Genomic DNA, 25,673 nt, shown 5'->3' with positions numbered 1-25,673 from the left:
TGCGATAAATAAGGAAGATTAACAAATTTATAAAATCTGTTAAGGTGAGGAAATTTTATGTGTTTTAAAGGAAACGCCCTATGTCCCTTCAACCGTTGATTATTATTCCATCTCGTCTAGCATCTACCCGCCTTGAACGCAAGTCGCTGGCTTTGATTGATGGCCTTCCCATGGTTGTTCAGGTATTACGTCGGGCGCTAGAGGCTGATATGGGCCCTGTTTCTGTTGCCTGTTGTGGGCCTGAAATTGCTGAGGTTGTTCATCAAAACGGCGGACAGGCCATTTTAACAGACCCTGATCTTCCCTCTGGCACTGATCGTATGTGGGCTGCCATTCAAACTTTGTCGCCTGAATCCAGACCCTCGATTGTGATTAACCTACAGGGCGATCTGCCCAATATTAGCGCGTCTGTTTTACAGGCTGTCCTGCGCCCCTTGGAAAATCCAGCTGTAGACATTGCAACCATTGCGTGCGTTATTGAAAATCCGCAGGATCTGTCCAATGAAAATGTTGTGAAGATTGCTCTGGCCAAAGAATCCGCCACTCGCGGGCGTGGATTGTATTTCTCGCGCGCGACCATTCCGTTTGGAGCCGACACTCACTATCACCACATTGGCGTTTATGCCTATCGTTATAAAGCCTTGGAAAAGTTTGTCTCACTGCCCGCGTCGCCCTTGGAAAAGGCAGAACGTCTGGAACAACTGCGCGCGCTTGAGGCTGGCATGCGGATCGATGTGGAATTGGTTGAGACCATCCCCCACACCGTTGACACAGCATTGGACCTTGAAGCGGCCAGAAATTGGTTTGAAAGGCAATAATCCGTGAAAATATTGTTTTGTGGCGACGTCATGGGCCGCAGTGGCCGGGACGTTATTGAACATCATATTCCCAAACTGCGGCAACGCTTTCAATTGGATTGCGTGATCGTGAACGGAGAGAACGCGGCCAATGGCTTTGGCATAACCCAAACCATTTGTCGTGATTTCTATAAATGGGGCGTTGATGTTATTACCACGGGCAACCATATCTGGGATCAACGTGAAATCATTGGCACCATCAACAGTGACAAGCGATTGTTGCGCCCTGTTAACTATCCCGATTCCAGCCCGGGCCAGGGATATGTGATTCACACGACAGCCAAAGGGCAATCAGTGTTGGTTATCAACGCCATGGCCCGGTTGTTTATGGAATCGCTGGACGACCCCTTTCAGTCAGTGGAGGGGGTTTTGAAAAAATACCCCATGCCCCACGCTGTACAGGCCATTGTCCTTGATTTTCATGGCGAGGCCACGTCGGAAAAAATGGCCATGGGGCACTTTTGCGACGGGCGCGTCAGTCTGGTTGTGGGCACCCATACCCATGTCCCAACAATCGATCATCGTATTATGACTGGTGGAACGGCTTATCAAAGTGATGCGGGTATGTGCGGTGATTATGACTCAGTTATCGGTATGGCCAAAGAGATGCCATTGTACAAATTCACAAAACGTCTGCCATCGCCTGAACGTCCCCTGCCGGCTAAGGGTGAGGCGACTTTATGTGGATTGTTGTTGGTGACCAATGATGCAACGGGCTTGGCTGAAAAAATATTCCCCATTCGTCTGGGGGGATGTTTGTCGCAGACGTCGTTGGATGATATCGAGATTGGTTAAAGATGGTTATCCCTTTTCATTCATTCACCAGGCCAACAAGACCTGGTGAGTTTGAAGTTTTTTATTTCACGATAGTTGCTTAAAATCTTCTGATCCCAAAATAGAAGTGTAAAAACCAAATGGCAGAAGGGTCTTCCGGATCCTCAAAAATCTCTAACGCTGCCCGGTTACCATTACTGATATTCTTTTTCAAATAAGCAAGCATGACTTTGTGACTAAATCCAAGAACGCCACTCATTGCTATATAATTAAGTGCATGACGCGCGCTCTGGTTTCCCATCATTATTTGTTGTTCATAAAATGAGCGTCCTGACAGATGTGTATATCGAAACTGATCAAGACACGACAGCTGCTGGCGTATATAAATGTTGGCAACGTAGTCACTTATCTCAGCATTAATACGGTTTGTCTCTGCAGAATCGGTTACTGTAAGCAATCTTGTTGCTTCATCAAGTCTTTCTTTCGCATTCGTATCACCCGCTGTTGCTTGTACCGCAAGATAAGCGCGCCCTGTTTCACGATTAAAGCCAAGCCATTCATATTCCACACGTTCCGAAGCGGCAGCCGCCTCACTTTTTGAGTTTTCTATCGCCTTTTGGGCCTTCGTTTTTAGCTCGGTACTAACCGTGGAACCAGCTTTGTCAAAAGATGCTTGAGCTTCCCCATAACGCCCAGCTGCCATCAAAAGATAACCCCGAAGGGCGCTGGCAAATTGTTCTGTGTAAGCGGTATCCACAAGGCTTGTCAGTTTGGAATCATCAATAAGTGTTTTTGAATTTTTTAACATCTCGCTGAATTGACTTTGTCCATACTCAGAAAGATCAATAGCTGCCCTTAGGGACTCAATGTTTGCTTGGCTATATCCGTTGATATGGGTTGTATCGAAATTTAGCATGCAAAGTTTGCTTATATCTTCCCAATAGGTAAAAGATGGGTGTTGTTTAGCCCTTTTTGCCTGAGCGAGGAGAGAGGATGCTGATGGAGCGCCTACCGTAAGGCATTGCATACCAGCATCAACAGAAGCAACAACTTGATCCAGATTATCCTCGTTGGAAATAGCTGCTGCGGCCTGGACGGAGCTTGCGCTTACGGACAATTCTGAAGGGTTACTACTTGTGAGAGGTCCTGTCGATATACCGACCAGATCAGGATCATCTGTAGAAGAACCGGCCGCTGCCGCTTGTAACAAGCATGTGCTTGTTGCTAATAAGACAAGGGTTAGAAAGGTTTTTTTGAGAAAAGTGTGCATAAAAATCAAACGTTAGGTTGTCAATATTTGATTGTAATTTTAATTAATTTTTACAGTCAAGCATCCTACTGTCATAAAATCTTACGTGGAAATTTTTAAGGCGCCATAACTCTTACCTAAATAGGTTTTTAGGGTCGGAAAGAAAATATTTCCTCACTGACGCTGCAAAGAAAGCTCAACTAGAGAGGATTCAAAGTAACCTGCAAGATTTAAGAACGTTTATTAGGACGAGCCGCTGGGAAGATTAACTGATGCTTTTAGAAACGTCCTTCCTGAAAAATATTACCGGCAATTCCCTTCATCTAGTCTTTTAACTAAAGTTCAAGGTGAATGGCAATAAACGTTCAAAGCCTTTGATAAACCGGTCGCATCGGCAATGGAAACACAGAAACGATCTTAACGTTTTTGGGTGTAAGTAACACCCCAACCCCTCCTGCAAAGTGTATAGTTGCAGGCAAGGGTTGACAAAGGGAACTTTGAAAGATTATCTGAAAGTGTACAAAAAATTAAGGCCTTAAGATGACCACTGCCGAAAAAATTTACACAAGCCTTTGCATCTTATTTTCTGTTCTGCTTGTCATCGGCAATTTGACCTATCAAAAATTTGTCTCATTGCCGTTGCCTTTTCATACTTTCCAGCTGTCAGTGGGAGCCGTATTGTACCCTCTAACATTCTTATTGACTGACCTTATTGCCGAATTTTATGGCAAAGAAAGGGCCAACTTTTGCGTTCGGTTCGCCATTATTGTGAATACGCTTGCGGCTTTTATAATCGCGGGAATGAGCATATTGGAAGCCACGCGTTGGTCTAAGATTGATGATGCAACCTTCCATAAAGTTTTTGGTTTCTATAGCATTGCGTTTATGGGCTCTCTTATTGCCTGTTATACAGCCCAGGCCGTTGATATCATTTTGTACCTGTGGATACGGAAACTTACCAATGGAAAGCACCTGTGGCTTAGGAACAATGGCAGTACGGCTATTTCTTTATTTATCGACACGACTATTGTCATTGGGTTTATGACAGCCTTTGGCATCTTACCCCCAGAACATATGTCCCTGCTTATTTATAACAGCTATTTATACAAATTATTTTTTACAATTTGCAGCACCCCTTTGTTTTATGGGGGCGTTTGGGTGATGACATTCGCAACCGCGAGAACAACACCTGCGGCCTTAAAATGATAAAAAGTCACCCAAATGGTGTTTTGCACTTCCCCGTTGCAGGGATTTTTGGTGGTTTGGGGCTGGGCGCCACCCGGCCATGTAAACGATATCAAGGCTGACTCTGATACCTTGTTGACCTTCATCCCAAAACCTTTCTTTATACAGGGCTTCAGCCTTAGAAAGAAAAGAACGCGTCAAAGGCGGCGCCTGACGGTTCATCAGGAAAGAGGTTTCCTTAGATTGTTTCAGATCTTGCAACAGCATTTTTAAATTCGGATAATAAATCACCACCCGGTCGCAATCGACAACCGGCAAGCCAAAACCAGCGCGTTGCAGCAATGACCCTGCGTCACGGGTGCGAATCCAGGGTGAGATGCGCTGACTAAAACCATCGTGGTGTTCCAGTTCAACGGTCTCTAAAACCGCTTTCAGCTCTTGAAAGCTATTGTCGCCGATAAATGCCGCCAGAAAAAAACCATCGGGCTTTAAACAGTTTAGGGCCTGCGTCAAAACGCCTGGAACATCGTTAACCGCGTGCAGGTTTAGCACATGCAAAATTAAATCAAAACTGTTGGGGGTGAAGGGAAAGGCTTCCTCGTCACAGTGGACCGATGCGCCTTCTTGGACAAAAAAATCCGTTTTTTTATGGGCTTTTAAATACTGCTGCAAAAGGTGTTGATCGTCACCGGTTTGGAAAACGGTCTGGAAATCACTTTGAAGGCCTGAAAGACGTTCCTGAAGGCGTTTTGATACCTCTTTTGCGAACTTGAAATATATTGAACCCTTCAACAGCTGTTGACGCCGCCTTTTGTAGAGGGCGCGATCAAACAGCTGGTGAGGTTCGACCTTAAAGATTTCAAGCCTGGACAGCAACATCACCGGGGAAGTGCAAATCGACCAAAGCTTTGCGTTTTTTGGCCGATAAATAGGTGTAAAAAGCTGGCACAACAAACAGTGTAAACATCGTTCCAATCGTCATACCACCCACAATAACCCATCCTAACTGGCGCTGGCTTTCGGAACCTGCACCCCCAGAAAGCGCCAGGGGAAGTGCACCCAGAATCATCGCAAACGTCGTCATCAAAATAGGACGTAAACGCAACCTACAAGCCTCAATAATAGCTTCTAGGGCCGAAAACTTCCGGTCGTCACGCAAACCATTGGCAAAATCGACCATCAAAATACCGTGTTTGGTAATCAACCCTATCAGAGTGACCAAACCAATGTTGGAATACAAGTTCAATGTACCTCCATCGATAAAGGCCAGAGTAATAACAGCACCCGCCAAAGACATTGGGACGCTGAGGATAATAATAAACGGATCGCGCCAGCTTTCAAATTGCGCCGCCATCACCAAGTAAATGAAACACAAAGCCAACGCAAAAATGAATTGCATCGTTTTGCTTTCCGTCAAGAACCGCTTTGTATCCCCAATAAAGTCCATGCGTGCATCGGATGGCATCACATCGGTGGCTACTTCAGTGACCATTTCTACACCATCGCCCATACTTGTTCCAGGCTTTAAGAAGGCGTTCATTGTGATGGCACGTGTTCTGTTGTGGTGGTGAATTTCAATAGGTCCAGCCCGTGAGTGGACTTTTACAAGCTCTGAAAGAGGCACCAACGTTCCATCTTTATCGCCGGATTTGACGAACAAATTGGTAATGTCATGGGGGCTTGCGCGGGAACTGTTTTCAACCTCGATCTTCACGTCATAGATTTTGTTATCGCGTTTAAAGGTATTGGCCTTACGCCCACGAATCAGCGCATCGATCGTATCTGCAATCGTTGCCGGTTCAATAGCCAACGCTGAAACTTTGTCACGAATAATGCTGACGGTGAAATCTTCCGTATCGCCCCGAATTTCCGAGGTTACGCCCATCACTTTTTGTGATGCATAAAGCGACGCTGTCATATTGTGCGCAATATCTTTCAGTTCACGGTAAGACTTGTTGCCACGCAGGACAAATTGCACTGCCCGGTTATCGTCGCCACTGATGCCCGAAGACCCGCTGTTAATCTTGATTTCAATACCCGTGATATCTTCAAATTGCTTGCGAAGGTCTAGGGTAATTTCATCAGTTGTCCGCTTACGATCAGGTTTAAGCTGAATGCTGCCATCAAATGTTGGATTCACAATCTGCGTCACCCGTCGTTCAATTTCGGGAACTTTTTCCAAAATGTCGTCGATCTTTTTTACATACCGTTCAGTATATTCCAATGTGGCTGTTTGTGGAGATTGACCCTCCAAATTGATCCAACCCTGATCCTCACGTGGGGTTAATTCCGACGGTAAATTATGGTGGACAATATACCCAACGATCGCAAACGCAAGGGCTGCCAAAAGAACATAGTGACGGTAGAACAAAGCCAAACGCAGATAGCGACCATACGTATTCTCAATCTGTATCAACCAGGCGTCGCTCTTAAATTTAGTCATGAACCTTGTAAAGGGGTTAAATGATGGTAAAAGTTCTAATTGTTGAGGCCCCTCTTCTTTTTCCTTTACATGTGCTTTTAACATACGGGCGCACATCATAGGCGATAACGTTAAGGCGGCAAACCCTGACAAAATAACCGCACCAGCAAGCGTAATGGAAAACTCCGTTAATAATTTTCCCGTTAATCCTTGCGCTAAAGAAATCGGGGCGTACACAGCAGCCAAGGTTAACGTCATGGCAATAACAGAGAAACTGATTTCGCGAATACCCCGAACAGACGCTTCGAAGGGCTTATAACCCATTTCCAGATAACGGTATATATTTTCTAACACCACAATCGCGTCATCGACCACCAATCCAATAGCTAAGACCATCGCCATTAACGTGAACATGTTAATGCTGAAATTTAACAAATACATAATAAACAGAGCACCAACCAATGAAACTGGGATGGTGATCAGGGGAATCACGGAAGCCCGTACCGACCGCAAGAATAAAAAGACGACCAAAATAACCAAAGCTGTCGCTTCAAAAATAGTCTTGTAAACTTCTTTAATTGATTTTTCAATAAAGATAGTGCGATCATTTCCGGTGTGAATCGACATGCCATCGGGTAAGTGTTTACTTACATTGTCCAATTCTTTTTTCACATTACGCGCAACATCAATCGGGTTGGATGCAGATTGCTTAATAATGCCGATGCTAATACCGGGTTTTCCATTATAACGGGTACGGGTTTTTCGATCCTTCGAGGTAACCTCGGCCCGACCAATATCGCGCAAACGCACCAGATAATCTTTGCGATTTACAATCACCATGTTTTCGTATTCTTCTGGTTTTTCTAGTTTTGCGACTGTAGTGACCAAATATTCACGATCGCGGCTAACAATTTTACCCGCGGGCTTTTCAATACTTTGCCGCTTAAGGGCGGTTAAAACTTCATTGACCGTAATGCCATAAGCTGCCAATCGAACCGGGTTTAAAAAGATGTTCATCTCGTACTGACCAGCACCTAAAACATCCACGCGGGCGACCCCAGGAAGGGCCTCTAGGTCTTTTCGAATTTCGCGTTCAGCATAATCATACATGTCACTGGCTGGAACGGTGTTGCTGGTTAACGCCAGCGTCATAATGGCTTTTTCTTCGGCACGTGACTTAGTCAAAATCGGTTCAGTGATGGATTCATCTTGTAATTTGTCACGTGATTTGCTCAGTTTGTCACGAATGTCATTGGTGGCGTCTTCTATAAGGCGTTCAGCGCGAAATTCCAAGGTGACTTTACTGTCTTCGGTACTGCTAATCGAGGTAATGCTCTCAATACCCTCAATTCCCGCGACAGCATCTTCGATAATGCGCGTCACTTGTGCTTCCACAATTTCGGGGCCAGCGCCTGGCATGCTGGTTTCAATGGTAATAAAAGACCGTTCGATTTTAGGGTATTGCTGTAAGGGCAGTCGGTAACCGCCGACCAAACCCACCACAATGATAACCGATGTCATCACCCATGCGAAAACAGGTCTTTGAATACAAATTTCTGATAACTTCATCGTTTCTGATCCAATTTCGTCTTATTATTTTTGAGCTGGGGTTGCGTCTTTTTGAGCAGGCTCTTTATCGGATGGTGCCGCTGTTGTTACAGGGGCTGGAGCCGGAGTTTGAGCGGCCAAATCCTCTTTTGGTTTTGGTTCTGCCCCTTCTGCTGGCGAATCCTTGCCCTCGGGCTCAGGATCCAAGTTCGACAGCTTCACGCGAACACCATCGCTTAATTTTAATTGTCCAGCTGTCACGACAATTTGTCCAGCACGGATACCAGCGACGATCTCCATTTTTCCATTTTCACGAATACCCGTCAACACACGACGCCGGACAGCCTTTCCTTTTTCAACGACCCAAACAAACTCAATTTCGCCCTCACGGTCCACAGCCGCTTCGTCGATTTGGATGATATCACCCTGCTCACCAATAATCAGACTGATGTTGGCAAACAAACCTGGGCGTAATAAAAGATCCTCGTTTGGGATGGAACCCCTAAGCGAAATACTGTGGCTTTCTGCTTCAACTTTTGCGTCAACGGCTTCTACCGCACCCCTGAAAACTTGGTCTTTAAAGGCGTCAATTCGAACTTCAACGGTTTGACCAACACCAATGTCATGAATATGCTTTTCAGGAACTTTGAAATCAATTTTAATGGGCGTGGCATCAACAACCGTCACTAATTCTTGGCTTGCTTGGACAAACGCACCCACACTTAAGTTGTCAACCAACAAGCCGATTGTCCCCTCAAAGGGAGCCTTAATCAGCATTTTGTCAAGCTTTGACTTAGCCGCATCTAATCGCCCTTCGGCCATCGTTGCTTCTGCACGGGCCTTGTCATAATCTTTGGTACTACCAATTTTTTGCTTATGCAGTTGTTCGATACGCTCGAAGTCGGCTTTTGTTAAAAGAACCTGAGCTTCTGCCTGCTTTAACTCGGCCTTAGCATCAGAATCCTCAAACTGAATAAGGGGTTGATCTTTTGTAACAGAGGCCCCTTCAGTGAATAAGATTTCCTTAATTTTAGCATGTGATTCTGACTTTAAAACGACAGAGGCATTGGCGATAATTTTACCAACCGTTGATATACGTTTGGTCATCGTGCCAGTTTTAACAACTTCACCCTCCACCGACACAACGCGACTTTGACGATTCGCCCCAGCTTCTTGACTGTCTAAAACGTAGACACAAACTTTCCTCACAATTGGCTGCATAGCTTTGAAAGCAACCCAAATGATCAACAATCCAATCACAATCCCTAAAACAACCATCAATGTGGAATTACGACTTTGTTGCAAAAAACGCCTGGATTCTATAATTTTTGAAATCTTTGAGAACATATAACCTTATCTTCGTATACGAGCTATTAACGGCAAACCTCCTTTATTTATATCACACCTTACAAGCTATCGTACCGATTATTTTTCACAAACTTATGTATAATTGGTTTCAAGAATTCCTTGACGCTAGCAACAGGGTTGTCTTATAAAGGTTAGGTGCAACGCACGGTTGAATTGGAAATTTAGGGCCCTTAGCTCAGTTGGTAGAGCACCTGACTTTTAATCAGGGTGTCGATGGTTCGAATCCATCAGGGCCCACCATTTCCAAAACATTCTTTTTAGCTAGGCGTGTCGGAACTATCGCTTGGTGTTTTTGATTCCGAATCAGAGCTTGACGTCTCTGCCTTATGTTTTTTGTGCTTCTTCTTCCCGCATTTTTTTTGACATTGCGCAAGGGTTTTCCCCTTAGCTTTGCATTTTTCCATGCACTTCCCTGCCACAACTTCCGTTCCACCGAAACCTACCACTAAAGATAATGCAACAGCGATAAGACTTAACTTCTCTAAAATAGTTTTCAACATTGTATTTTCCTTTCTAAAAAATATCTATTCTTATTGAACCATACAATTTATTAAGGAATGCTTAAGAGAATGGCTTTGCGCTTTCTTAAACAAAAATTCACCTGTGAATAAGCATTTAAAATGTTACTGATTTTTGTCTAGACTTGTAGGTGTTTTAATGTTTAGCGAAAGCTGTGTGGGTGGAATTCAATGGGCTCAAACTTTAGTATTTGGCTTGGCTATCTAGGCTTAGGATTTCTGGGGATTGCCGGGTTTTTTTTCATTTATGATTATCGTCGTCTCTACAGGCTACAAAAATCACTTAATGATGACTTGAATATCCGTCATTTTGTCCAGTCTCATTTGCAAGAGGCCTGGTGTTATTGGTCACCTGGCGCGGATTTCATGAACTGTTCTGAAAATCTTCATGACCTGTTAAATATTGAAGATGGGGTACCACTTGCATTAAAAGATTTTCTAAAAATTTTTGGTAATTCCCCCTTCTCTCCTTTTTCACAAGCCCTGGACCATTTGTGTAAATTTGGTGGTCAATTTCACTTGCACGTATCCGTTCTTAATGACACGCGCTGTCTGGAAATTCGGGGGAACCTCTTCTCATCTTTCCCCACACAACCCAAAGCTATCCTTTTATCGTTCAAAGATGTAACGGCTGAGGCTGCCCAGAAACGTCATGATCAAGAACATTGTGAAACACTGCAGCTTCGGATGGAGGCCTTGAAAACTCTTATCAACCAAGCACCGCTGGCTTTATGGCATCGCAATCAAGACGGTCGATTAGATTACTGCAACCACCAATACGCAAAAATGTTAGAAACCACCGTTCATACGGTGTTGGCAGAGGGTCTTGAATTAATTGACCTAAAGCAAGCCCTTAATGCTTACGAGCTTTCAAAGCATGCGTTATTGACCAACACACCCCAAGTCACAACCTTTCATAAAGTGATCAAAGGGGAGCGTCGTTTGTTAGAAGTGGGTGAAATTCCCATCAAAAAACTTGGCGTTACTGTTGGGTATGCGATGGATATCACGGCAATTGAGGCAGCTAAGAATGAACGACACCAAAACACCAACGCTCAACACGAGGTTTTGCAATACATTTCAGTCCCCATCGCGATTTATGATGCAAAAACTACGCTGACTTTTTTCAATCAAGCTTATCTAAAATTATTTGACTTTGATGAGAATTGGTTATGCACAAAACCGACCCACAGCGAGATTCTGGAAAATTTGCGCGAACGACGAAAGCTGCCCGAATATTCCAACTTTCTTGATTATAAGCGTCAGAGTTTGGGGTTGTTTAAAGATCTGATGCAGCCCATCCACGAATTGCTTCATTTACCCGATGGACAAACGTTAAGAACGGTCATTGCCCCGCATCCTTTGGGGGGATTGATTTTTGTTTTTGACGACATGACCAACCAGTTAAGCCTGGAACGTGGCTATAACACCCTGGTGGCTGTGCAAAAAGAAACGTTGGATCATCTGTACGAAGGTTTGGTGGTTTTTGGCACAGACAACCGCCTCAGGCTTTCGAATCCGTCCATGGCTAAAATTTGGCGACTGGACCCAGAAGCGATTGAACCAGGTCGCCATATCAGTGAAATTCTAAAAAGCATTTCCCCCTTGTTCATCGACCCTCAAGAAAGTCGAACCTGGCGTAAACGGATGATTGAGCAGGTCATCAATCGACGAGCAGGCCAAGGCATGTTCCGTCTTAAGGGCGAACAAATGATCGAATATACCTATGTGCCGCTGCCTGATGGCGCGAACTTGCTGACGTTTGTTGATGTTTCAGATCGGTGGCGTTTTGAAGAAAGCCTAAAAAACAGAGCCCTTAATTTGGAACAAAAAGAACGTTATAAATCAGATTTCGTGTCGCATGTAGCCTACGAGCTAAGAGCAGCCCTCAGTTCCATTCATGGGTTTAATGAGATTCTTTTAAATCAATATTTCGGGCCCCTTAATGACCGTCAAAAAGATTATTCTCAAAACATCGCCACATCCACCCAGCGATTAACAGGGTTGATTGATAATATGATCGAACTGGCAACATTCGAGGCCGGCAAACTGGTTTTGACTTATCAAGAAGCTGTCATGGAAGACTTTCTTGCAAGCTCGATGGTCATTGTTGAAGCCAGGGCCCGAGAGCAAGAAGTGACTCTTGTCCTTGAAAATCAAATGGGCACCAAACAAGTCACAATCGATATAAAAAGGTTGCAGCATGCCATAGCCAACCTTTTGAGTAACGCCATTAAATTCACCCCCGCCGGAGGGAAAATTACCTTAAAGGCAGCCCTTTCTTTGGAACGGAAGGATCATTTTCAGTTGGTTATTCAAGACACTGGGATTGGTATTCCGATTGATGAGCAACAAAAAATTCTTGAAAGCCTTGATTATAAAAGCAGCCAAAGCAACACAGGCCTTAGCCTTCAGCTGGCGAAACATATTATCGAATTACACGGAGGAAGCATCACCATAGAATCAGCCCCCCATCACGGAACGCGGGTGATTTGCCTATTGCCGTTGGAAGCTTGTGCGAAAGGGGTCTGGCAATGAGTTATCAGGCAAAGTTCATATTTAAAGAGTAACGAGTTCCTTTTAATTCTCCCTTCTTATTCAAAAGGCCTTTTTCAACCAGAGCTTGCAGGTCGCGGGTTGCCGTCGCTCTCGATGTTTGAGTGATACGAATGTAATTATCAGCACTGAGACCTCCCTTAAACCCTTCAGGACCTTCTCTAAACAGTCGAATAATAACCTTTTCTTGTCTGGGGTTTAATTGGCCTCGTACCTTATCAAGGATTTTTGCTTTTTTAAGGATAAAATCAAGGTGTGTTTGCGTATAAAGCTGAGCCTGGAGAATTGTGTTCGAGAAGTATAAAAGCCAATCCGTTATTTCCAACTTTTGGTTTGCTTGCTCTAAAGCATCATAGTAATCCTTCTTCCTTTGTTGGATGGTATGAGATAAAGCAATTAAAATAGGGCTCCCAATATATTGAGAAAGGGCTTTCTCAGATATGGTGCGTCCTATCCGTCCATTGCCATCTTCAAAAGGATGAACACAGACAAAATAAAGATGGGCTATTCCAGCGCGTGTTAAAGGACGTAGATGAGAAACTTCTTGATTAAACCAGTAAATAAATTGTTCCATTTCCCAAGGAATCTTTTGAGACGGAGGGGCCTCAAAATATATTTTAGGTTTATGAAGGGCCCCTGAAACAACTTGCATAGGTTCTATGTGAGTTCTGTAGGCTCCCATCGTTAATAAATCTTGGCGACCATTTGTTAAAAGGGTGTGCCAATCAAATAATTTTTGGTGTGTAAGAGGTTCTGCAAACGTTGTATAGGAATCAATTAACATTTTAGCAATACCTTGTTCAGAGGGAGGAATTTTACGGTTATCGGTTTCAAGACCAAAATTACGTCGAATAGAAGATTGAATACTTTCACGATTGAGATAGTCCCCCTCAATTTCTGAAGTCTTCAAAGCTTCTTGGCTCATCAGGTCAACTGTTAAGATAATTTTATCTTTTTCTGGAAGGTGCTTTATGCAGCCTTTCATATAGCCAGATTGATGGATAAATTCTTCCTCTAAAGTATCTAGGAGTTTTTCATCGTAAGAAAAATGAGGCCAGTTCGCTTGTTGCCAATTCCACATAATGAGTTATACCATAAGTTTTTATAGCTCATATTTTCACATTATATGAGCTATATGGCAAGGTTTTATGACTCAACCCAGAAAACCGGAAAATCATTTGAAGGGGTATAATTCACATTTGAAGGAACCGCTTTAAACCTTTAAGCTGGCCATAAGTAAATTCAAACATATTGTTCGAAAATGACAACAATCAAGAAAACCAAAGTTCTGATTATCGGTGGTGGGCCAGCGGGCTATACAGCGGCGATTTATGCAGCCCGTGCCAACCTAAAGCCCCTCCAAGCCTTAGGCTTACAACCCGGGGGGCAATTAATGATCACAACGGATGTCGAAAACTTTCCTGGCTTTGGACAACCCATTCAAGGCCCTTGGTTGATGGAACAAATGCATCAACAGGCTGAACATGTGGGAACCGAAATGGTTTACGATTTTATAACGCAGGTTGATTTCAGCCAGCGCCCCTTTGTTTGCCAGGGTGACAGTGAAACCGTTTATCATGCGGATACCGTTATCATCGCAACGGGGGCTCAGGCCCGTTGGTTGGGCCTTGAAAGCGAAGAAAAATATCGCGGGTTCGGCGTATCGGCCTGCGCCACATGTGATGGTTTTTTCTTTAAGGATAAACGCGTGGCGGTTATTGGGGGCGGAAACAGCGCCGTTGAAGAAGCCATTTTTCTGACCAATCATGCCAGCCATGTGACTTTGATCCATCGTCGCGACCAATTGAGGGCGGAAAAGATTGCCCAAGACCGTTTGTTCCGCAACCCAAAAATCAGCATGATATGGGATACCGCTGTTGATGAGGTGTTGGGTAAAGATATCCCCCACAAAGCCCTCACCGGTTTAGCCCTGCACAATCTGCAAACGGGCGCAAAAAGCCAGCTAGAAGTTGATGGTGTCTTCGTCGCCATTGGCCACACGCCCATGAGCGAGATTTTTAAAGGCCATATTGATTTAGATACCGAAGGGTACATTTTGACAAAACCCAACAGCACAGCCACCTCTATCCCCGGTGTTTTTGCGGCTGGCGATGTGCAAGATAAAGTTTTCCGTCAGGCCGTAACAGCCGCAGGACAGGGGTGCATGGCTGCCATTGAGGCTGAAAAGTTTAGAGGGCTATAAAAAATTAGGATCGGACCATTAGAAATGGCCTAATAAATGGTCTAAGATTAATGGTTTTGAGATGGTTTTGAGATGGTTTTTTCGTGATAGAATAAGCCACGTTTTTGGAGACAAAAATGTGGCAGGAAAGATGAGTTCAGACAGGCATATTACATGCCCACATTGTTGTGTTTTAGAGGCGCTTATAAGCTTGCTGATGGCCGGCACAAATGCAAGCTCTGATGGGTATAAAGCTTACAACAACTTAGAGCTTGAGGGGGTTTCAACACATTCGCATAAACCACAAAAAGATCTTTGCCAATGGAAAGGTTCATATCAATGGCATTGAAAATTTCTGGAGCTTTGCCAAAAGGCGTTTAAAGCTTTACCACGGTGGGTTTAAGGTAAATTTCTATTTCTTCTTGAAGGAAATGGAGTACAGGTTTAACAATAGAGAGGACGATAAAGCGGTTGAAAAGTTATATCGCTTAATTTCTTCTAGGTCGACTTAATTGTCCGATCCTCTTCTTTTTTAAAGATAAGCTACTTAAAAAAATATACGAAGAATGATTAAATCAAAAAGAAACGTCAGTTTTTAAGGAGGCACAGTGAAAGATAGAGACAGCCAGGCAAGTTGGAAGTCCCTCAAGCAGTGGGGTGACGATGTCGCTCGCATCGAGCGGCTCGCTGGAGGAGTCGCCAATGACGTGTGGAGCGTGCGCGTCAATGGACACCTTGCGGTTGCTCGCCTCAGTGCCAGGAGTGACGCTGATCTCGCGTGGGAGACCGAACTTCTCCAATACCTTGACTGTGAAGGTCTGACCGTGCCGCTTCCCATCCCGACCACGGACGGCCGGCTGTTCGCCGAAGGTCTGGTGGTGATGACTTACGTAGATGGCGGACCGCCCGAGTCGCAAGCCGACTGGCGTCGCGTGGCCAACACGCTCCGCCAGTTGCACCGCTTGACGCAGGGCTGGCCACAGCGCCCGGGCTGGCGATCATCGATTGACCTCTTGCACGCCGAGACCGGGACGAGGATCGACCTCCGCGCGATGCCGCCTGAGGGAGTTGCTCGATGCCGAGCAGCGTGGGCACGACTAACCGGACGGCAGACATGCGTTGTCCACGGCGACCATAACCCTGGCAACATCCGCATGACCAGAGATCGGGTCGGGCTGATCGACTGGGACGAGTCGCACGTCGATGTCCCCGACCTCGACCTGGTCCTACCCCACAATTCCGCCGGTCTCGACGACGTCGCGCTCGACATCTCTGCACAAGCATCGGCCGCATGGGAAGCCCCCGTCTGCTGGGACGACGAGTTCGCCGTCAAGCGGCTCGCCGAAGTTCGAGTGGTCTGAGCAGGGCCCGTGGTGCTGCGATCACAAGGTTCGTATGCGTCGACAGCCATTTTAAATGCCCCCCTCCAAGAACAGTTCCACCAACTTAATTGATTCGCCTTCCGCCACATTAAAGGATTATATGAATAAGATCTTAATCGACCTCCCTGAAGTCATTGAAACCTCCCGCCTAAGACTCCAAATGCCAAAAGCAGGGTTTGGTGAAAAATTGCATCAAGCGATTAATGATGGTTTTGAAGATTATGTGCAGTGGCTTAATTGGTCTGCGAATGTGCCGGGAATAGGAGCCGTTGAGGAAGACTGCCGCAAGCACCACGCAGATTTCATCCTACGGGATTTTATTCGCTATCTTATCATCGATAAAGAAACCGAAGAAGTTTTGGGGCGATGCGCTTTCCCCTCATTCCAAGCCAATTGGATGATCCCGCAGTTCGGAATTTCATACTTCATCCGTCGTAGCCAAAGATCAAAAGGTTACGCAACTGAGGCCGTTCATGCCCTATCCATTCTTGCCTTTAGAGTTTTAAAATCCAGAAAGCTTGAAATTTACTGTGATGCTGAAAACGTCGCCTCGACAAAAGTTCCTATAAAGCTTGGATTTAAACTTGAATACGTTCAAAAAGGGGGTTGGCCAAGAAAAGATGGTAACCTTGCAGAGCTACAGACATATTCTGTCTTTTCTGAAAGCGACCTTTTGCCAGCTGGATGTTGAGAAAAACAGTAGATTTTAAGCGTTTGTTAACCATTTCCCATACACCCTGGGTTTTGTTCCTCTTCTGCTTTTCGGATGACGCTTTGATTTCCTCCATGCTAGACTGAGAGGATAAAAGATTTCTTGCAGTCCATACATTGTTTTTTGCTAGTTTTTTAACCACAGTCTTTTGGCTAAGTTTTAAAATCTTAGGCTTCATGCTAGCCCTTGTCTTAGGCGTCGCCTATTTAACCCTGGCCGAGCGTAAAGTTTTGGCCTATATGCAACTACGGGTGGGCCCCACCCAGGTTGGCCCCTTTGGCCTACTGCAGCCCATTGCGGACGGCATCAAGTTGCTTCATAAAGAGCTTGTGTTGCCGAACGATGCGGACAAAATTTTATTTGTTTTTGCGCCGATTTTAACCTTCAGCCTCAGTTTGGCCGCATGGGCCGTCATCCCATTTGGACCTGATTGGGTGTTTGCGGACATTAACGTTGGCGTTTTGTACGTGCTCGCCATCTCTTCCCTGGGGGTTTACGGCATTATTATTGCCGGTTGGTCAAGTAACTCAAAGTATGCCTTCTTGGGGGCGCTTCGATCAGCAGCCCAGATGATTTCCTATGAAGTCTCCATTGGATTGGTGATTGTTTGCGTTGTTCTGTGTGCAGGATCTTTAAACTTGAAGGAGATCGTTCTTGCACAAAATGACCAATGGTTTGTGGTTAAATTATTTCCGTTGGCGGTCATTTTTTTCATATCCTCGCTTGCTGAGACAAACAGAACCCCCTTTGACCTGCCCGAAGCGGAAGCTGAATTGGTTTCAGGCTATAACGTGGAATATTCATCCTTCAGCTATGCCCTGTTTTATCTGGGCGAATATGCGAACATGATTTTGATGAGCGCCATGAACAGCATCCTTTTCTTTGGCGGGTGGTTACCGCCTTTTGGTTGGCCTTGGTTAACAAACATTCCCCCCATCGTATGGTTTTTGGGCAAAATATGCTTTTTCCTTTTCCTGTTTTTATGGGTCCGCGCTACGCTGCCTCGTTATCGGTATGACCAGTTAATGCGGTTAGGTTGGAAAATCTTTTTACCATTATCTTTGGCTGGCATAGTCATTATCGCTGCTTTCATTGTTTGGGATGCTCAATAATGAACAATTGGTTTAAACGCATAAAAAGACAATTCCGAATTTGGGGCTTAATAGACATTGTCATGGGCCTTAAAACAACATTGCGGTATTTTTTTAAACCCAAAGTGACTGTGCGCTATCCTTATGAAAAAGGAACATTAAGTTCCAGGTTTCGGGGCGAACATGCCTTAAGGCGTTACCCCAATGGGGAAGAGCGGTGCATCGCCTGCAAATTATGCGAAGCCGTCTGCCCAGCCCAGGCGATTGTCATTGAGGCTGAACCGCGCGAGGATGGCAGCCGCCGGACAACCCGCTATGACATTGACATGACAAAGTGCATCTACTGCGGCCTGTGTGAGGAAGCCTGCCCCGTTGACGCGATTGTGGAAGGGCCGAATTTTGAGTTTGCAACACTGACCCATGAAGAACTTCTGTACGATAAAGAAAAACTGTTATCAAACGGTGACCGGTGGGAGGTTGACATTGCGGCGAGACTTCGGGAGCGAGACACGGGCTGACAGAAAATCACCCCAGGCAAAATTTTGTTAGGCCACAAACTCTGACCTTTTCATGAATCAGGTACTCTTCATCCCCCGGCACAATAATTGTCATCGAAGCTGGCATTAAATCTTCCAAGGCGAAATGGAGTGATTTTGTAAGGCTAGGTTTAGAGGAGTACTTGAATTCAAATCCGTTCATTTTTCCATTTTCTAATATAATCAAATCAAGCTCATCACCACTTTGGGTGCTCCAATAAAAACAACTCTCTTTATCTGCTTTTGTGGTGCGGATAATTTGTTCCATCGCAAAACCCTCCCAAGAAGCCCCAAGTTTAGGGTGTCCAAGCAAATCATCGTGGTTATTGATACCAAGAAGGCTATGGAGTAAGCCAGAATCAGTAAAATACATCTTTGGGGCTTTGACCTGTCGCTTTTTAATGTTTGCGATCCATGGAGTCAAGCGCCTTACCATGAAGGTTGATTCCAAAATATCTAAATAATGTTGGGACGTTTTATAATTGATACCAAGCGATGTTCCTATCTCTGACGCATTGAAAATTTGCCCATGATAGTGGGCAAGCATTGTCCAAAATCTTCTTAAATTTTGAGGCGACAGCTGGAAGCCCAAGCTTGGAATATCTCGCTCAAGAAATGTTTTTATATACCCTTTTCTCCAAGCCACGCTTATATCATCTGATTCGGCAAGGTAAGACAAGGGAAAGCCACCTCGTGTGTGAAGTTGCTCCGCAGAATTTATTTCCTTCAGGTGAAAAGGCGTCATTTCAACAAAGGTAATGCGTCCTGCAAGACTTTCAGATGTTTGTTTTAAAAGTTCTTGGGAGGCACTTCCTAAAACAAGAAATTTTCTATTTTTTTTCTGATCAACAAGAACACGCAAAGATTTAAACAAATCTGGAGCATGGTGAATTTCGTCAATGATGATAAGGCCTTCTAGATTTTCCAGAACCAACAGGGGTTCGCGCATTTTGTTTTGATCTCGCTCATCTTCAAGATCAAAATGATGGACAATCCCGGGATATTGATTCGCGATTTCTTTTGCCGTCGTTGTTTTTCCGCACTGACGGGGGCCAATCAACCCGCAAACCGGCGTTACCTTAAAGGCAAATTGAATCTCTTCAACGGTTTGTTGACGTTTGATCTGTGTCATGGAAGGCCCTTCTCACAATTTTAACCATTATACCTGCAAATTAGTAGGCCGTACACTAATTTGCACGATATTTGGTTGAGTACAATCACTCTAGGGTTGTAGTCTTTGGTGTCCCCAGTTTCCATCTTTTAAATCATAACGCAGCCTTTTGTGAAATCGATCAGTCCCCCCATGCCAGAATTCAATGCAAGTTGGCTCTAAAATATAGGCATGCCAACAGTTTGGCCTTACGATCTCACCCTCACCTTTAACGAGGTTATTCACCGAATCTTTTAACAACTTTTCATTCTCTAGGGGCGCGCTTTGTTTGGAAATGACTGAAACTGCCTTTGCTTCTCTTGTTCTGGTCATAAACACTTCATCTGATTCCACGTCAGACAACTTACGAACAAAGCCTTGAACGTTGATCTGTTGGACTGTTTCCCTCCACCATAAAGTGCCCGCAGCCCAAGGGTTGGCGGCTAAATCTTTACCTTTGGCACTTCCGGAACTGGTTGAAAAAACCAGACCTTTTTCACCAATGCTTCTTAAGAAAAGAACCCTTGTCGAAGGACGTCCAAAAGAATCGACTGTTGCTAAGGTTATGCCCCGGGGTTCACTAACACCCAGTTTTCCTGCCGCGTCTAACCACCTTTTTAGTGATTCCAAAGGATCGTCTGGTGGTTGGTCAAAGCCACAATCCCCTACCAAATCGGGGTTTCCCGTTAGAGTTCTAGGTTCCATAGTTGTATCCTTTTGAAGGGAGCGGCTGAATATAACATACCTGCAAATTAGTATGCCGTACACTAAATTGCACGATATTTGAGGCGACCTAACAAAATAGTAATATCGCTCTTTAAGTTTCTAGAAAATCTGCCAAATCAATAATTCGATAAAAATATTGTTGATCGATCACCTTATCGGATACGCCTCCAATATGAAATAACACCGGTACGGCCGCATAACCCCTTGGAAGATTAATTCTGTTTATTTTATTTTGCACATCTTCAATGATATCAAACCCCAGTTCTTTGCGGCGGAATTTGAACTCACAAACGTAAATATTATTGGTTCGTGTCTGAATCAGGTAGTCAACCTGACATCCTTTGTGTTTTGAAGATTGCAATTGAAAATAGGGGTTGTCAAAAACACAGTCTGCTGGATTGATAGCCATAGCTTTGAGTAATGCAGACCGATTTTGTAAAAGCAAGCACTCCATTTGAAAACTTAACATTGTCTCATACCCTGGCAATTGTGTCATTTCTACTTCTGCGTAACTGCCTTTGTTAATCTTGGTCATGTTCGGCTCAATGTACTTTAGGAAAAACCGGGTATAAGGATCATTGAGTCGATAAAGGCTTTGTCTTTTTTCTGCCCCTGTTTTTAATACCCACTGGGCATGTTTTGTGACAAACCCACTGATAATCAAGTGCTCCATTAATGTGCTTAGAGTACCACTTTTGCTATAATTAACGGCTTGACGAATAGAATGAAGAGTTTGCATGCCATTTCGTAGATTGAGGAGGATATTTTTATAAATATCTCCTTTCTGTGAAAACAAGTCATGAAATATCCGATCAAATTCATGTGTGAGGAGACCACCCTTCTCAAAACAAAGTTTGTGAATGTTTTGATCAGCAGAATAATGAGGTAGAATTTGTTCCAGACACCAAGGAATCCCGGCTGTTACAGCTAATATTTTATATAGTTCATTCTCACTGCCTTTAATGCCCCGTAGTCTCAAGAGATTCGCTGATTCAGAAAGTGAAAGAGGCGCTAGTTCTAAGATAAGAGAGATACGACCAAAGAAAGCCGTACTTTTTAAGATGTTATCTTCAATCCACGTAGAAACAGAACCACAAAAAACAAGGGTTATGTTGGCTCGGTTTTGAACATCTAGATCCCACCATGATTTGAGTTTGGGGATAAAAGTAGAGTCTTTTGCGCCCATCCAAGAAATTTCATCAAACAGAATAACAGTGGGTTGGTCGTTAAGATGGAATGAAAGATTATAAAACGCATCAGTCCAATCGGTAAATGTCAGGGGTGGAAGTTTGAAGTGTTGGGCCAACCGTACAGCAAAGGCGTCGCGCTGAGTTTGAGCAGTCATCCCGGCTTCTGGAGTTAAGCCTGTAAAACTTAGAAAGGTCTTATTTTTTGCAAATTCCTCTGCAAGACGACTCTTCCCAATTCTTCTTCGTCCTTTAATAACAACTAAGCTCGCTTGTCGTTTTTGAGCAAGATCTTTGAATTTTGTTAATTCTTGTTTGCGTCCAACAAATGTTGTCATGATATATGGTCTTATGCTCTTATCATCAATTTTTCTATTATAAGCATCAGAATTAAATATGCAAACATGCTCTTATCGTCATTTTTGCAGATAAGAGCATAATGGTCGAGTACCCACGCATTATGGGCTAATTAATGCGGTTTAAGTACTTTTCCAACGAAGGTTTTTTCGGGGGCTCGGCCGGTACCTGAACAGCGGGCGAAACACTGGAAGATTTTGGTTTCTCACCCTTTTTTACCGCTTGCTCAAAGTTCTCGCCTTTAAAAAAGGACGCCGCAATACGGGTAGGCATCCGGCCACCGGTGGAAACCTTGGCCATGGGTTTGTTGTTATCGTTCCCGACCCAAACACCCACAACGATATTGGAATATCCCTTGTTTTCTGAATCATCCTGATTCTCGCGATATCCAAAGAACCAGGCATCTTTATCGCCATTACTGCCTGTTTTTCCGGCTACACTGGCATCGATGTTAGCGGCCCGTCCACTGCCTGTTTCCACCACAGCGCGCAGCATATCCCGCATCCCTTGCAAAACGGTTGTGTTGACGATTTGTTTTCCGGGATTGTTTGGATGTTGATACAAAATATTGCCGCTTTTATCCCTGATTTCCCAAATGCCATAGGGCCAAACAGCCAACCCCTGATTGGCAAAGGTGGCATAAGCCGTCGCCAGCTCAAGCAACGTCGCCTCGCCCGTTCCTAATGAAATACTTAAATCGTGGCTTAAACGGCTGGTGATCCCAAGGCGCTTAGCAACCTCGGCAACTTTTTTCGGCGTTACCTGTTGGGTCAACCGAATGGAAACACTGTTCACCGAATGAGCCATACCTTCGCGCAACGTCACCATGCCGCGCGTTCTCCATTTAAAATTGCTGGGTTTCCAATTGCCCTGCTCAAAAGGTGTATCATCCATCATCGAATCAGGGGTCATGCCGCTTTCAAGGGCCGCCAGGTAGATAAGGGTTTTAAAGGCTGAACCTGCTTGACGAAGGGCCTGGGTCACCCGGTTGAACTGACTATCACCGTAATCTTTACCACCTACCATGGCTTTGATGGCACCCGAAGGTGTCATGGCAATCAGGGCAGTTTCAGAAACTTTTAAGTCTTTACCCATTTCCTCCAGGTAATGCTTGCATACCCGTTCGGCATGGCGTTGCATACCTACATCTAAGGTCGTAATCACGATCAGATCTTTATCGATGGCGCCAACAATCTGGGGAAGGGTTTCATAAACCCAATCGGAAAAGTGCCGCACACCTTGGTCACGTTCCCGGGCATTATCTGCCAGTTCCTTTTCGCCCTGTTCTAAATAACTTTGATAATCCCGGATAAATCCGGCGCCTACCATCAGTTCCAAAACGACTTTCGCCCTTTCCTTGGCCCGCTTTGGATGCTGCGCTGGTGAATACTTGGAGGGAGCCTTTAAAAGACCGGCAACGACTGCGGCCTCAAATACGGTCAGGTTTCGGGCGGATTTGTTAAAATATCGACGTGCCGCGGCATCCACCCCGTATGTGCCAGACCCAAAATAAACCCGGTTTAAATACAGGGTTAAAATCTGATCTTTGGAAAATTTCAATTCCAACCAAATGGCCAACAAAACCTCTTGAATCTTACGTTTATAGGATCGGTCATTAATGTTGTAGGTACCTTGGGTAAAAAGAATATTTTTTGCCAGCTGTTGGGTTAAGGTTGACCCCCCCTGCACCACCCGTTTTGCCCGATAATTGGCATAGGTTGCCCGAATCAAACCAATAATATCCACGCCAAAATGATGATAGAAACGGCGGTCTTCAACGGCCATAAGGGCTTGGGGCACATACGGAGGCAGATCATGCACCTGGACCATATCTTCATACAAATCACCATAGGTGCCCAAAATAGCGCCATCATACGACTGAACGGTCACACTGGGTTTGCGACTGTTAATTTGAATGTTTTTTAAATCAGGAAGATCGTGGCTGAACCACAGAATAAGTAAGCCCAAGACAATCACACCCCAAATCATCATCATAAGGGCGGCCCTTAAAACAATTTTCCAAAAAGACGAAGAAGACTTTTTTCGTGGCTTGGAAAAACGTTTGGAGGGTTGTTTTGGTCTCCTGATTTTTGGAGGATTCATGGGATAAGTATATGCATAATTTGTTAAAGCTATAGGAGGTTTATACCCCATTCAAATGTTTTTGTGTGATTTCTTATTTGGTCAACACCCTTAAGATGACCAGAAACCCATCAGCGTAAGCACGTATAGATACAAACACAATTAGTAAAAATTTCGTAAACTTTTTGTTTAAATTAACCTCGTTTTAAGACATAAAATTGTACCATGGCGATTATGCCCAATAACTCGATCAACAGTATTTTGAGAAAGTGAGACGATATGTCCTTAAACATTATGAAATTATTAACCGTGGGCTTGTTGCTGACCAGTTCGATGAGTTTTGCTGCCTCTGGCAGTCATGTCTTAGAGGAAGATGCTTCGTCTTCGGCAGGTCAGAAGCACAAAAGAATCGTAACTAGATGTAAAGTAGTGCAACTAGATCCTTCCCAATCTCTACAACCGCTTGTAACGGCTACTTCGGCTAGCTCTGTTCCCAGTTCTGTGGGGTCGACTGTCAGTTTATTAACCAAAACTTCTACCCTCACCAATAACAATTCAACCACCTGTATCGGGGTAGGTACCTTCTCTTCTGCAACGGGTGTAGTTAGCGGCAGAATTGCATCAATCACTGAAGAAGACGATCAAGGGGGGAGCAGTGCTTCTGTCACCTCTTCGTCATCTCCAGCCCCCTCCTCATCAACAACTGCTCTTGCAAGTGATGTCGAGGAAACTAATGCGCATACAAAGGCTCCCTCTGCTTCAGAAATTTTAGCAAACGGCCTTAAAGAGGAGACCAAATTATTCAGCCTTGAACGCATTCAAAAGGTATCAAGCTTCACCTTGCCTCACGCCCTAAATCTTACGCCTTATTCCAATACCTCAGACCCTGAATTTAATGCGCTAGAGCTGCTTGTTGCTGATAGTTTTTATGACTATGGCAAAGCTTCTGGAACGGAATCAGGATCATCATCTGGTCTTTCCCCTTCTAAAAGGCGTGCTCAGGAAGTGATTAAATGGTTAAGCCTGGAAATTCAAAAAAAGAAAGATGATAAGAAAGATGTGGACCTTAAGATGGCCCATAGAAAGGACGGGGTTTTAAGCGATTTAAAGACTACTTCTGACAGTTTACAGCTCAAAATCGATAATTACAGTCTTCTATTCAAAGAAGCCCTTTTTCATATTGATCGAACTGATTCCTTTGTGCTTTACACACGCGGCGCTATTGAAGACCTTAAGAAAAGTTGTTTTGATTTGGAAGCGTTAGCCAAAGAGGAGAAGAACGAAGCAGACCGGAAGAAACATGAGGACACAATCGTTTCTCAAAAGGCAAATATTCAAAAATTCCAACTGCAGATCATCAGTGCTGAAGCTTTGATGCATGCAATTTATCCTTATCACAGGCCATGGATCCCCATACCTTTTACAGCAGGTTTTCTCGCATATCCACAAAGTTCGGAAAATAGTGAACGGTCAGACATCACCGGTTTTCCTAAGCTTCCGACCTCTTTTAATATTACCCCAGAAATGTTAGCGGATAACGTCGGCGACAAGGAAAACCATTATCTGAAGTATCTCAAATGCATGCTGAACGATGATGCCTTTAAACTAAAGGCTGCAAAACAGGCAAAACGAGTCGTTTTTGAATCGGCCCCGACAACGGCGGCAGCTGACTCGACCTCTACATCAGCTGCGACAGTAGCTGCAGCCACAACAGCAGCGGCAACCTTAGAAAGCAAAGAAGAAAAGAAAAACTTGGAAAAAAATAAACTTTCCTGAAAAAGGAAAATAAGA

22 protein-coding genes and 1 tRNA gene are annotated in these 25,673 nt (G+C 44.4%); 13 read left to right on the top strand and 10 right to left on the bottom strand.

Translation table 11 applies throughout. The features are described 5' to 3' along the window. Positions 1-80: 80 nt before the first annotated feature. Together EQU50_RS04160 and EQU50_RS04155 are read left to right on the top strand one after the other, a co-directional pair. On the top strand, positions 81-818 hold the full coding sequence (locus EQU50_RS04160) for a 3-deoxy-manno-octulosonate cytidylyltransferase (RefSeq protein WP_130153888.1): 738 nt from the start codon (positions 81-83) through the stop codon (positions 816-818). 3 nt (positions 819-821) lie between these two features. Beyond that, positions 822-1,652 carry a TIGR00282 family metallophosphoesterase gene (locus EQU50_RS04155; RefSeq protein ID WP_130153887.1) on the top strand — a complete coding sequence of 277 codons (831 nt, stop codon included), beginning with the start codon at positions 822-824 and terminating at the stop codon, positions 1,650-1,652. Positions 1,653-1,731: 79 nt separating this feature from the next. Here EQU50_RS04155 and EQU50_RS04150 read toward each other — a convergent pair whose 3' ends face one another. Further along, a complete protein-coding gene (locus EQU50_RS04150) occupies positions 1,732-2,901 on the bottom strand; it encodes a hypothetical protein (RefSeq protein ID WP_130153886.1) in 1,170 nt (389 codons plus the stop codon). A 519-nt stretch (positions 2,902-3,420) separates the two neighbouring features. On the opposite strand from EQU50_RS04150, the gene EQU50_RS04145 reads away from it, so the two are divergent. Beyond that, complete coding sequence (locus tag EQU50_RS04145) at positions 3,421-4,086, top strand: queuosine precursor transporter (RefSeq protein ID WP_130153885.1); 666 nt, start codon at positions 3,421-3,423, stop codon at positions 4,084-4,086. Here the strand turns inward: EQU50_RS04145 and EQU50_RS04140 are convergent. From EQU50_RS04140 to EQU50_RS04130, 3 genes are read right to left on the bottom strand one after another with little or no spacing between them, the layout of a single operon-like run. Continuing rightward, positions 4,078-4,944, bottom strand: coding sequence for a methyltransferase domain-containing protein (locus tag EQU50_RS04140; RefSeq protein ID WP_130153884.1), 867 nt, complete (start codon positions 4,942-4,944; stop codon positions 4,078-4,080). The two genes, EQU50_RS04145 and EQU50_RS04140, sit on opposite strands and share 9 nt — an antisense overlap. Further along, on the bottom strand, positions 4,925-8,056 hold the full coding sequence (locus EQU50_RS04135; RefSeq protein WP_130153883.1) for an efflux RND transporter permease subunit: 3,132 nt from the start codon (positions 8,054-8,056) through the stop codon (positions 4,925-4,927). Before EQU50_RS04135 ends, EQU50_RS04140 begins: the two co-directional genes overlap by 20 nt. A gap of 24 nt (positions 8,057-8,080) precedes the next feature. Further along, complete coding sequence (locus tag EQU50_RS04130) at positions 8,081-9,382, bottom strand: efflux RND transporter periplasmic adaptor subunit (RefSeq protein WP_130153882.1); 1,302 nt, start codon at positions 9,380-9,382, stop codon at positions 8,081-8,083. Positions 9,383-9,567: 185 nt separating this feature from the next. On the opposite strand from EQU50_RS04130, the gene EQU50_RS04125 reads away from it, so the two are divergent. Next, positions 9,568-9,643 (top strand) — tRNA-Lys (locus tag EQU50_RS04125). Between the two features lie 17 nt (positions 9,644-9,660). Here EQU50_RS04125 and EQU50_RS04120 read toward each other — a convergent pair. Then, on the bottom strand, positions 9,661-9,903 hold the full coding sequence (locus tag EQU50_RS04120) for a hypothetical protein (RefSeq protein WP_130153881.1): 243 nt from the start codon (positions 9,901-9,903) through the stop codon (positions 9,661-9,663). Positions 9,904-10,092: 189 nt separating this feature from the next. On the opposite strand from EQU50_RS04120, the gene EQU50_RS04115 reads away from it, so the two are divergent. Beyond that, complete coding sequence (locus EQU50_RS04115; RefSeq protein WP_130153880.1) at positions 10,093-12,459, top strand: PAS domain-containing sensor histidine kinase; 2,367 nt, start codon at positions 10,093-10,095, stop codon at positions 12,457-12,459. Between the two features lie 4 nt (positions 12,460-12,463). Here the strand turns inward: EQU50_RS04115 and EQU50_RS04110 are convergent, their stop codons facing one another. Then, positions 12,464-13,558 carry a Fic family protein gene (locus EQU50_RS04110; protein WP_207216309.1) on the bottom strand — a complete coding sequence of 365 codons (1,095 nt, stop codon included), beginning with the start codon at positions 13,556-13,558 and terminating at the stop codon, positions 12,464-12,466. Between the two features lie 180 nt (positions 13,559-13,738). Between EQU50_RS04110 and trxB the strand changes: the two genes are divergently transcribed. From trxB to nuoI, 7 genes are all read left to right on the top strand, one after another. Beyond that, on the top strand, positions 13,739-14,680 hold the full coding sequence (gene trxB / locus EQU50_RS04105) for a thioredoxin-disulfide reductase (RefSeq protein ID WP_130153878.1): 942 nt from the start codon (positions 13,739-13,741) through the stop codon (positions 14,678-14,680). 130 nt (positions 14,681-14,810) lie between these two features. Then, complete coding sequence (locus tag EQU50_RS08360; RefSeq protein WP_165380328.1) at positions 14,811-15,008, top strand: hypothetical protein; 198 nt, start codon at positions 14,811-14,813, stop codon at positions 15,006-15,008. Beyond that, positions 14,932-15,171 carry a transposase gene (locus tag EQU50_RS08640; RefSeq protein ID WP_130153877.1) on the top strand — a complete coding sequence of 80 codons (240 nt, stop codon included), beginning with the start codon at positions 14,932-14,934 and terminating at the stop codon, positions 15,169-15,171. Before EQU50_RS08360 ends, EQU50_RS08640 begins: the two co-directional genes overlap by 77 nt. A 96-nt stretch (positions 15,172-15,267) precedes the next feature. After that, positions 15,268-16,020 carry a phosphotransferase enzyme family protein gene (locus tag EQU50_RS04095; protein ID WP_130153876.1) on the top strand — a complete coding sequence of 251 codons (753 nt, stop codon included), beginning with the start codon at positions 15,268-15,270 and terminating at the stop codon, positions 16,018-16,020. A 121-nt stretch (positions 16,021-16,141) separates the two neighbouring features. Further along, positions 16,142-16,732 (top strand): GNAT family N-acetyltransferase, encoded by a 591-nt coding sequence (locus EQU50_RS04090; protein ID WP_165380335.1) that lies wholly within the window; start codon positions 16,142-16,144, stop codon positions 16,730-16,732. Positions 16,733-16,869: 137 nt separating this feature from the next. After that, positions 16,870-17,865 (top strand): NADH-quinone oxidoreductase subunit NuoH, encoded by a 996-nt coding sequence (gene nuoH, locus EQU50_RS04085; RefSeq protein ID WP_130153874.1) that lies wholly within the window; start codon positions 16,870-16,872, stop codon positions 17,863-17,865. After that, a complete protein-coding gene (nuoI, locus tag EQU50_RS04080; protein WP_130153873.1) occupies positions 17,865-18,362 on the top strand; it encodes an NADH-quinone oxidoreductase subunit NuoI in 498 nt (165 codons plus the stop codon). The genes nuoH and nuoI overlap by 1 nt, the downstream gene beginning before the upstream one ends. A 7-nt stretch (positions 18,363-18,369) precedes the next feature. Here nuoI and EQU50_RS04075 read toward each other — a convergent pair whose 3' ends face one another. From EQU50_RS04075 to EQU50_RS04060, 4 genes are all read right to left on the bottom strand, one after another. Then, positions 18,370-19,503 carry an ATP-binding protein gene (locus EQU50_RS04075; protein WP_420886599.1) on the bottom strand — a complete coding sequence of 378 codons (1,134 nt, stop codon included), beginning with the start codon at positions 19,501-19,503 and terminating at the stop codon, positions 18,370-18,372. A 99-nt stretch (positions 19,504-19,602) separates the two neighbouring features. Beyond that, positions 19,603-20,235 (bottom strand): pyridoxal 5'-phosphate synthase, encoded by a 633-nt coding sequence (locus EQU50_RS04070; RefSeq protein WP_130153871.1) that lies wholly within the window; start codon positions 20,233-20,235, stop codon positions 19,603-19,605. Between the two features lie 112 nt (positions 20,236-20,347). Beyond that, entirely contained in the window at positions 20,348-21,781 is a 1,434-nt protein-coding gene (locus EQU50_RS04065) for an AAA family ATPase (RefSeq protein ID WP_130153870.1), read from the bottom strand. Between the two features lie 127 nt (positions 21,782-21,908). Beyond that, a complete protein-coding gene (locus EQU50_RS04060) occupies positions 21,909-23,795 on the bottom strand; it encodes a transglycosylase domain-containing protein (RefSeq protein WP_165380334.1) in 1,887 nt (628 codons plus the stop codon). Positions 23,796-24,161: 366 nt separating this feature from the next. Here EQU50_RS04060 and EQU50_RS04055 point away from each other — a divergent pair, with 366 nt between their 5' ends. Continuing rightward, positions 24,162-25,658, top strand: a complete 1,497-nt coding sequence (locus EQU50_RS04055) for a hypothetical protein (RefSeq protein ID WP_130153868.1) — start codon at positions 24,162-24,164, stop codon at positions 25,656-25,658. The last annotated feature ends 15 nt before the right edge of the window (positions 25,659-25,673 follow it).

The organism is Candidatus Finniella inopinata (assembly GCF_004210305.1).
Taxonomy (GTDB): Bacteria; Pseudomonadota; Alphaproteobacteria; order Paracaedibacterales; family CAIULA01; genus Finniella; species Finniella inopinata_A.
The sequence above is the reverse complement of the archived record's forward strand: the minus strand, read 5'-3'. Positions and strand labels throughout refer to the sequence as shown.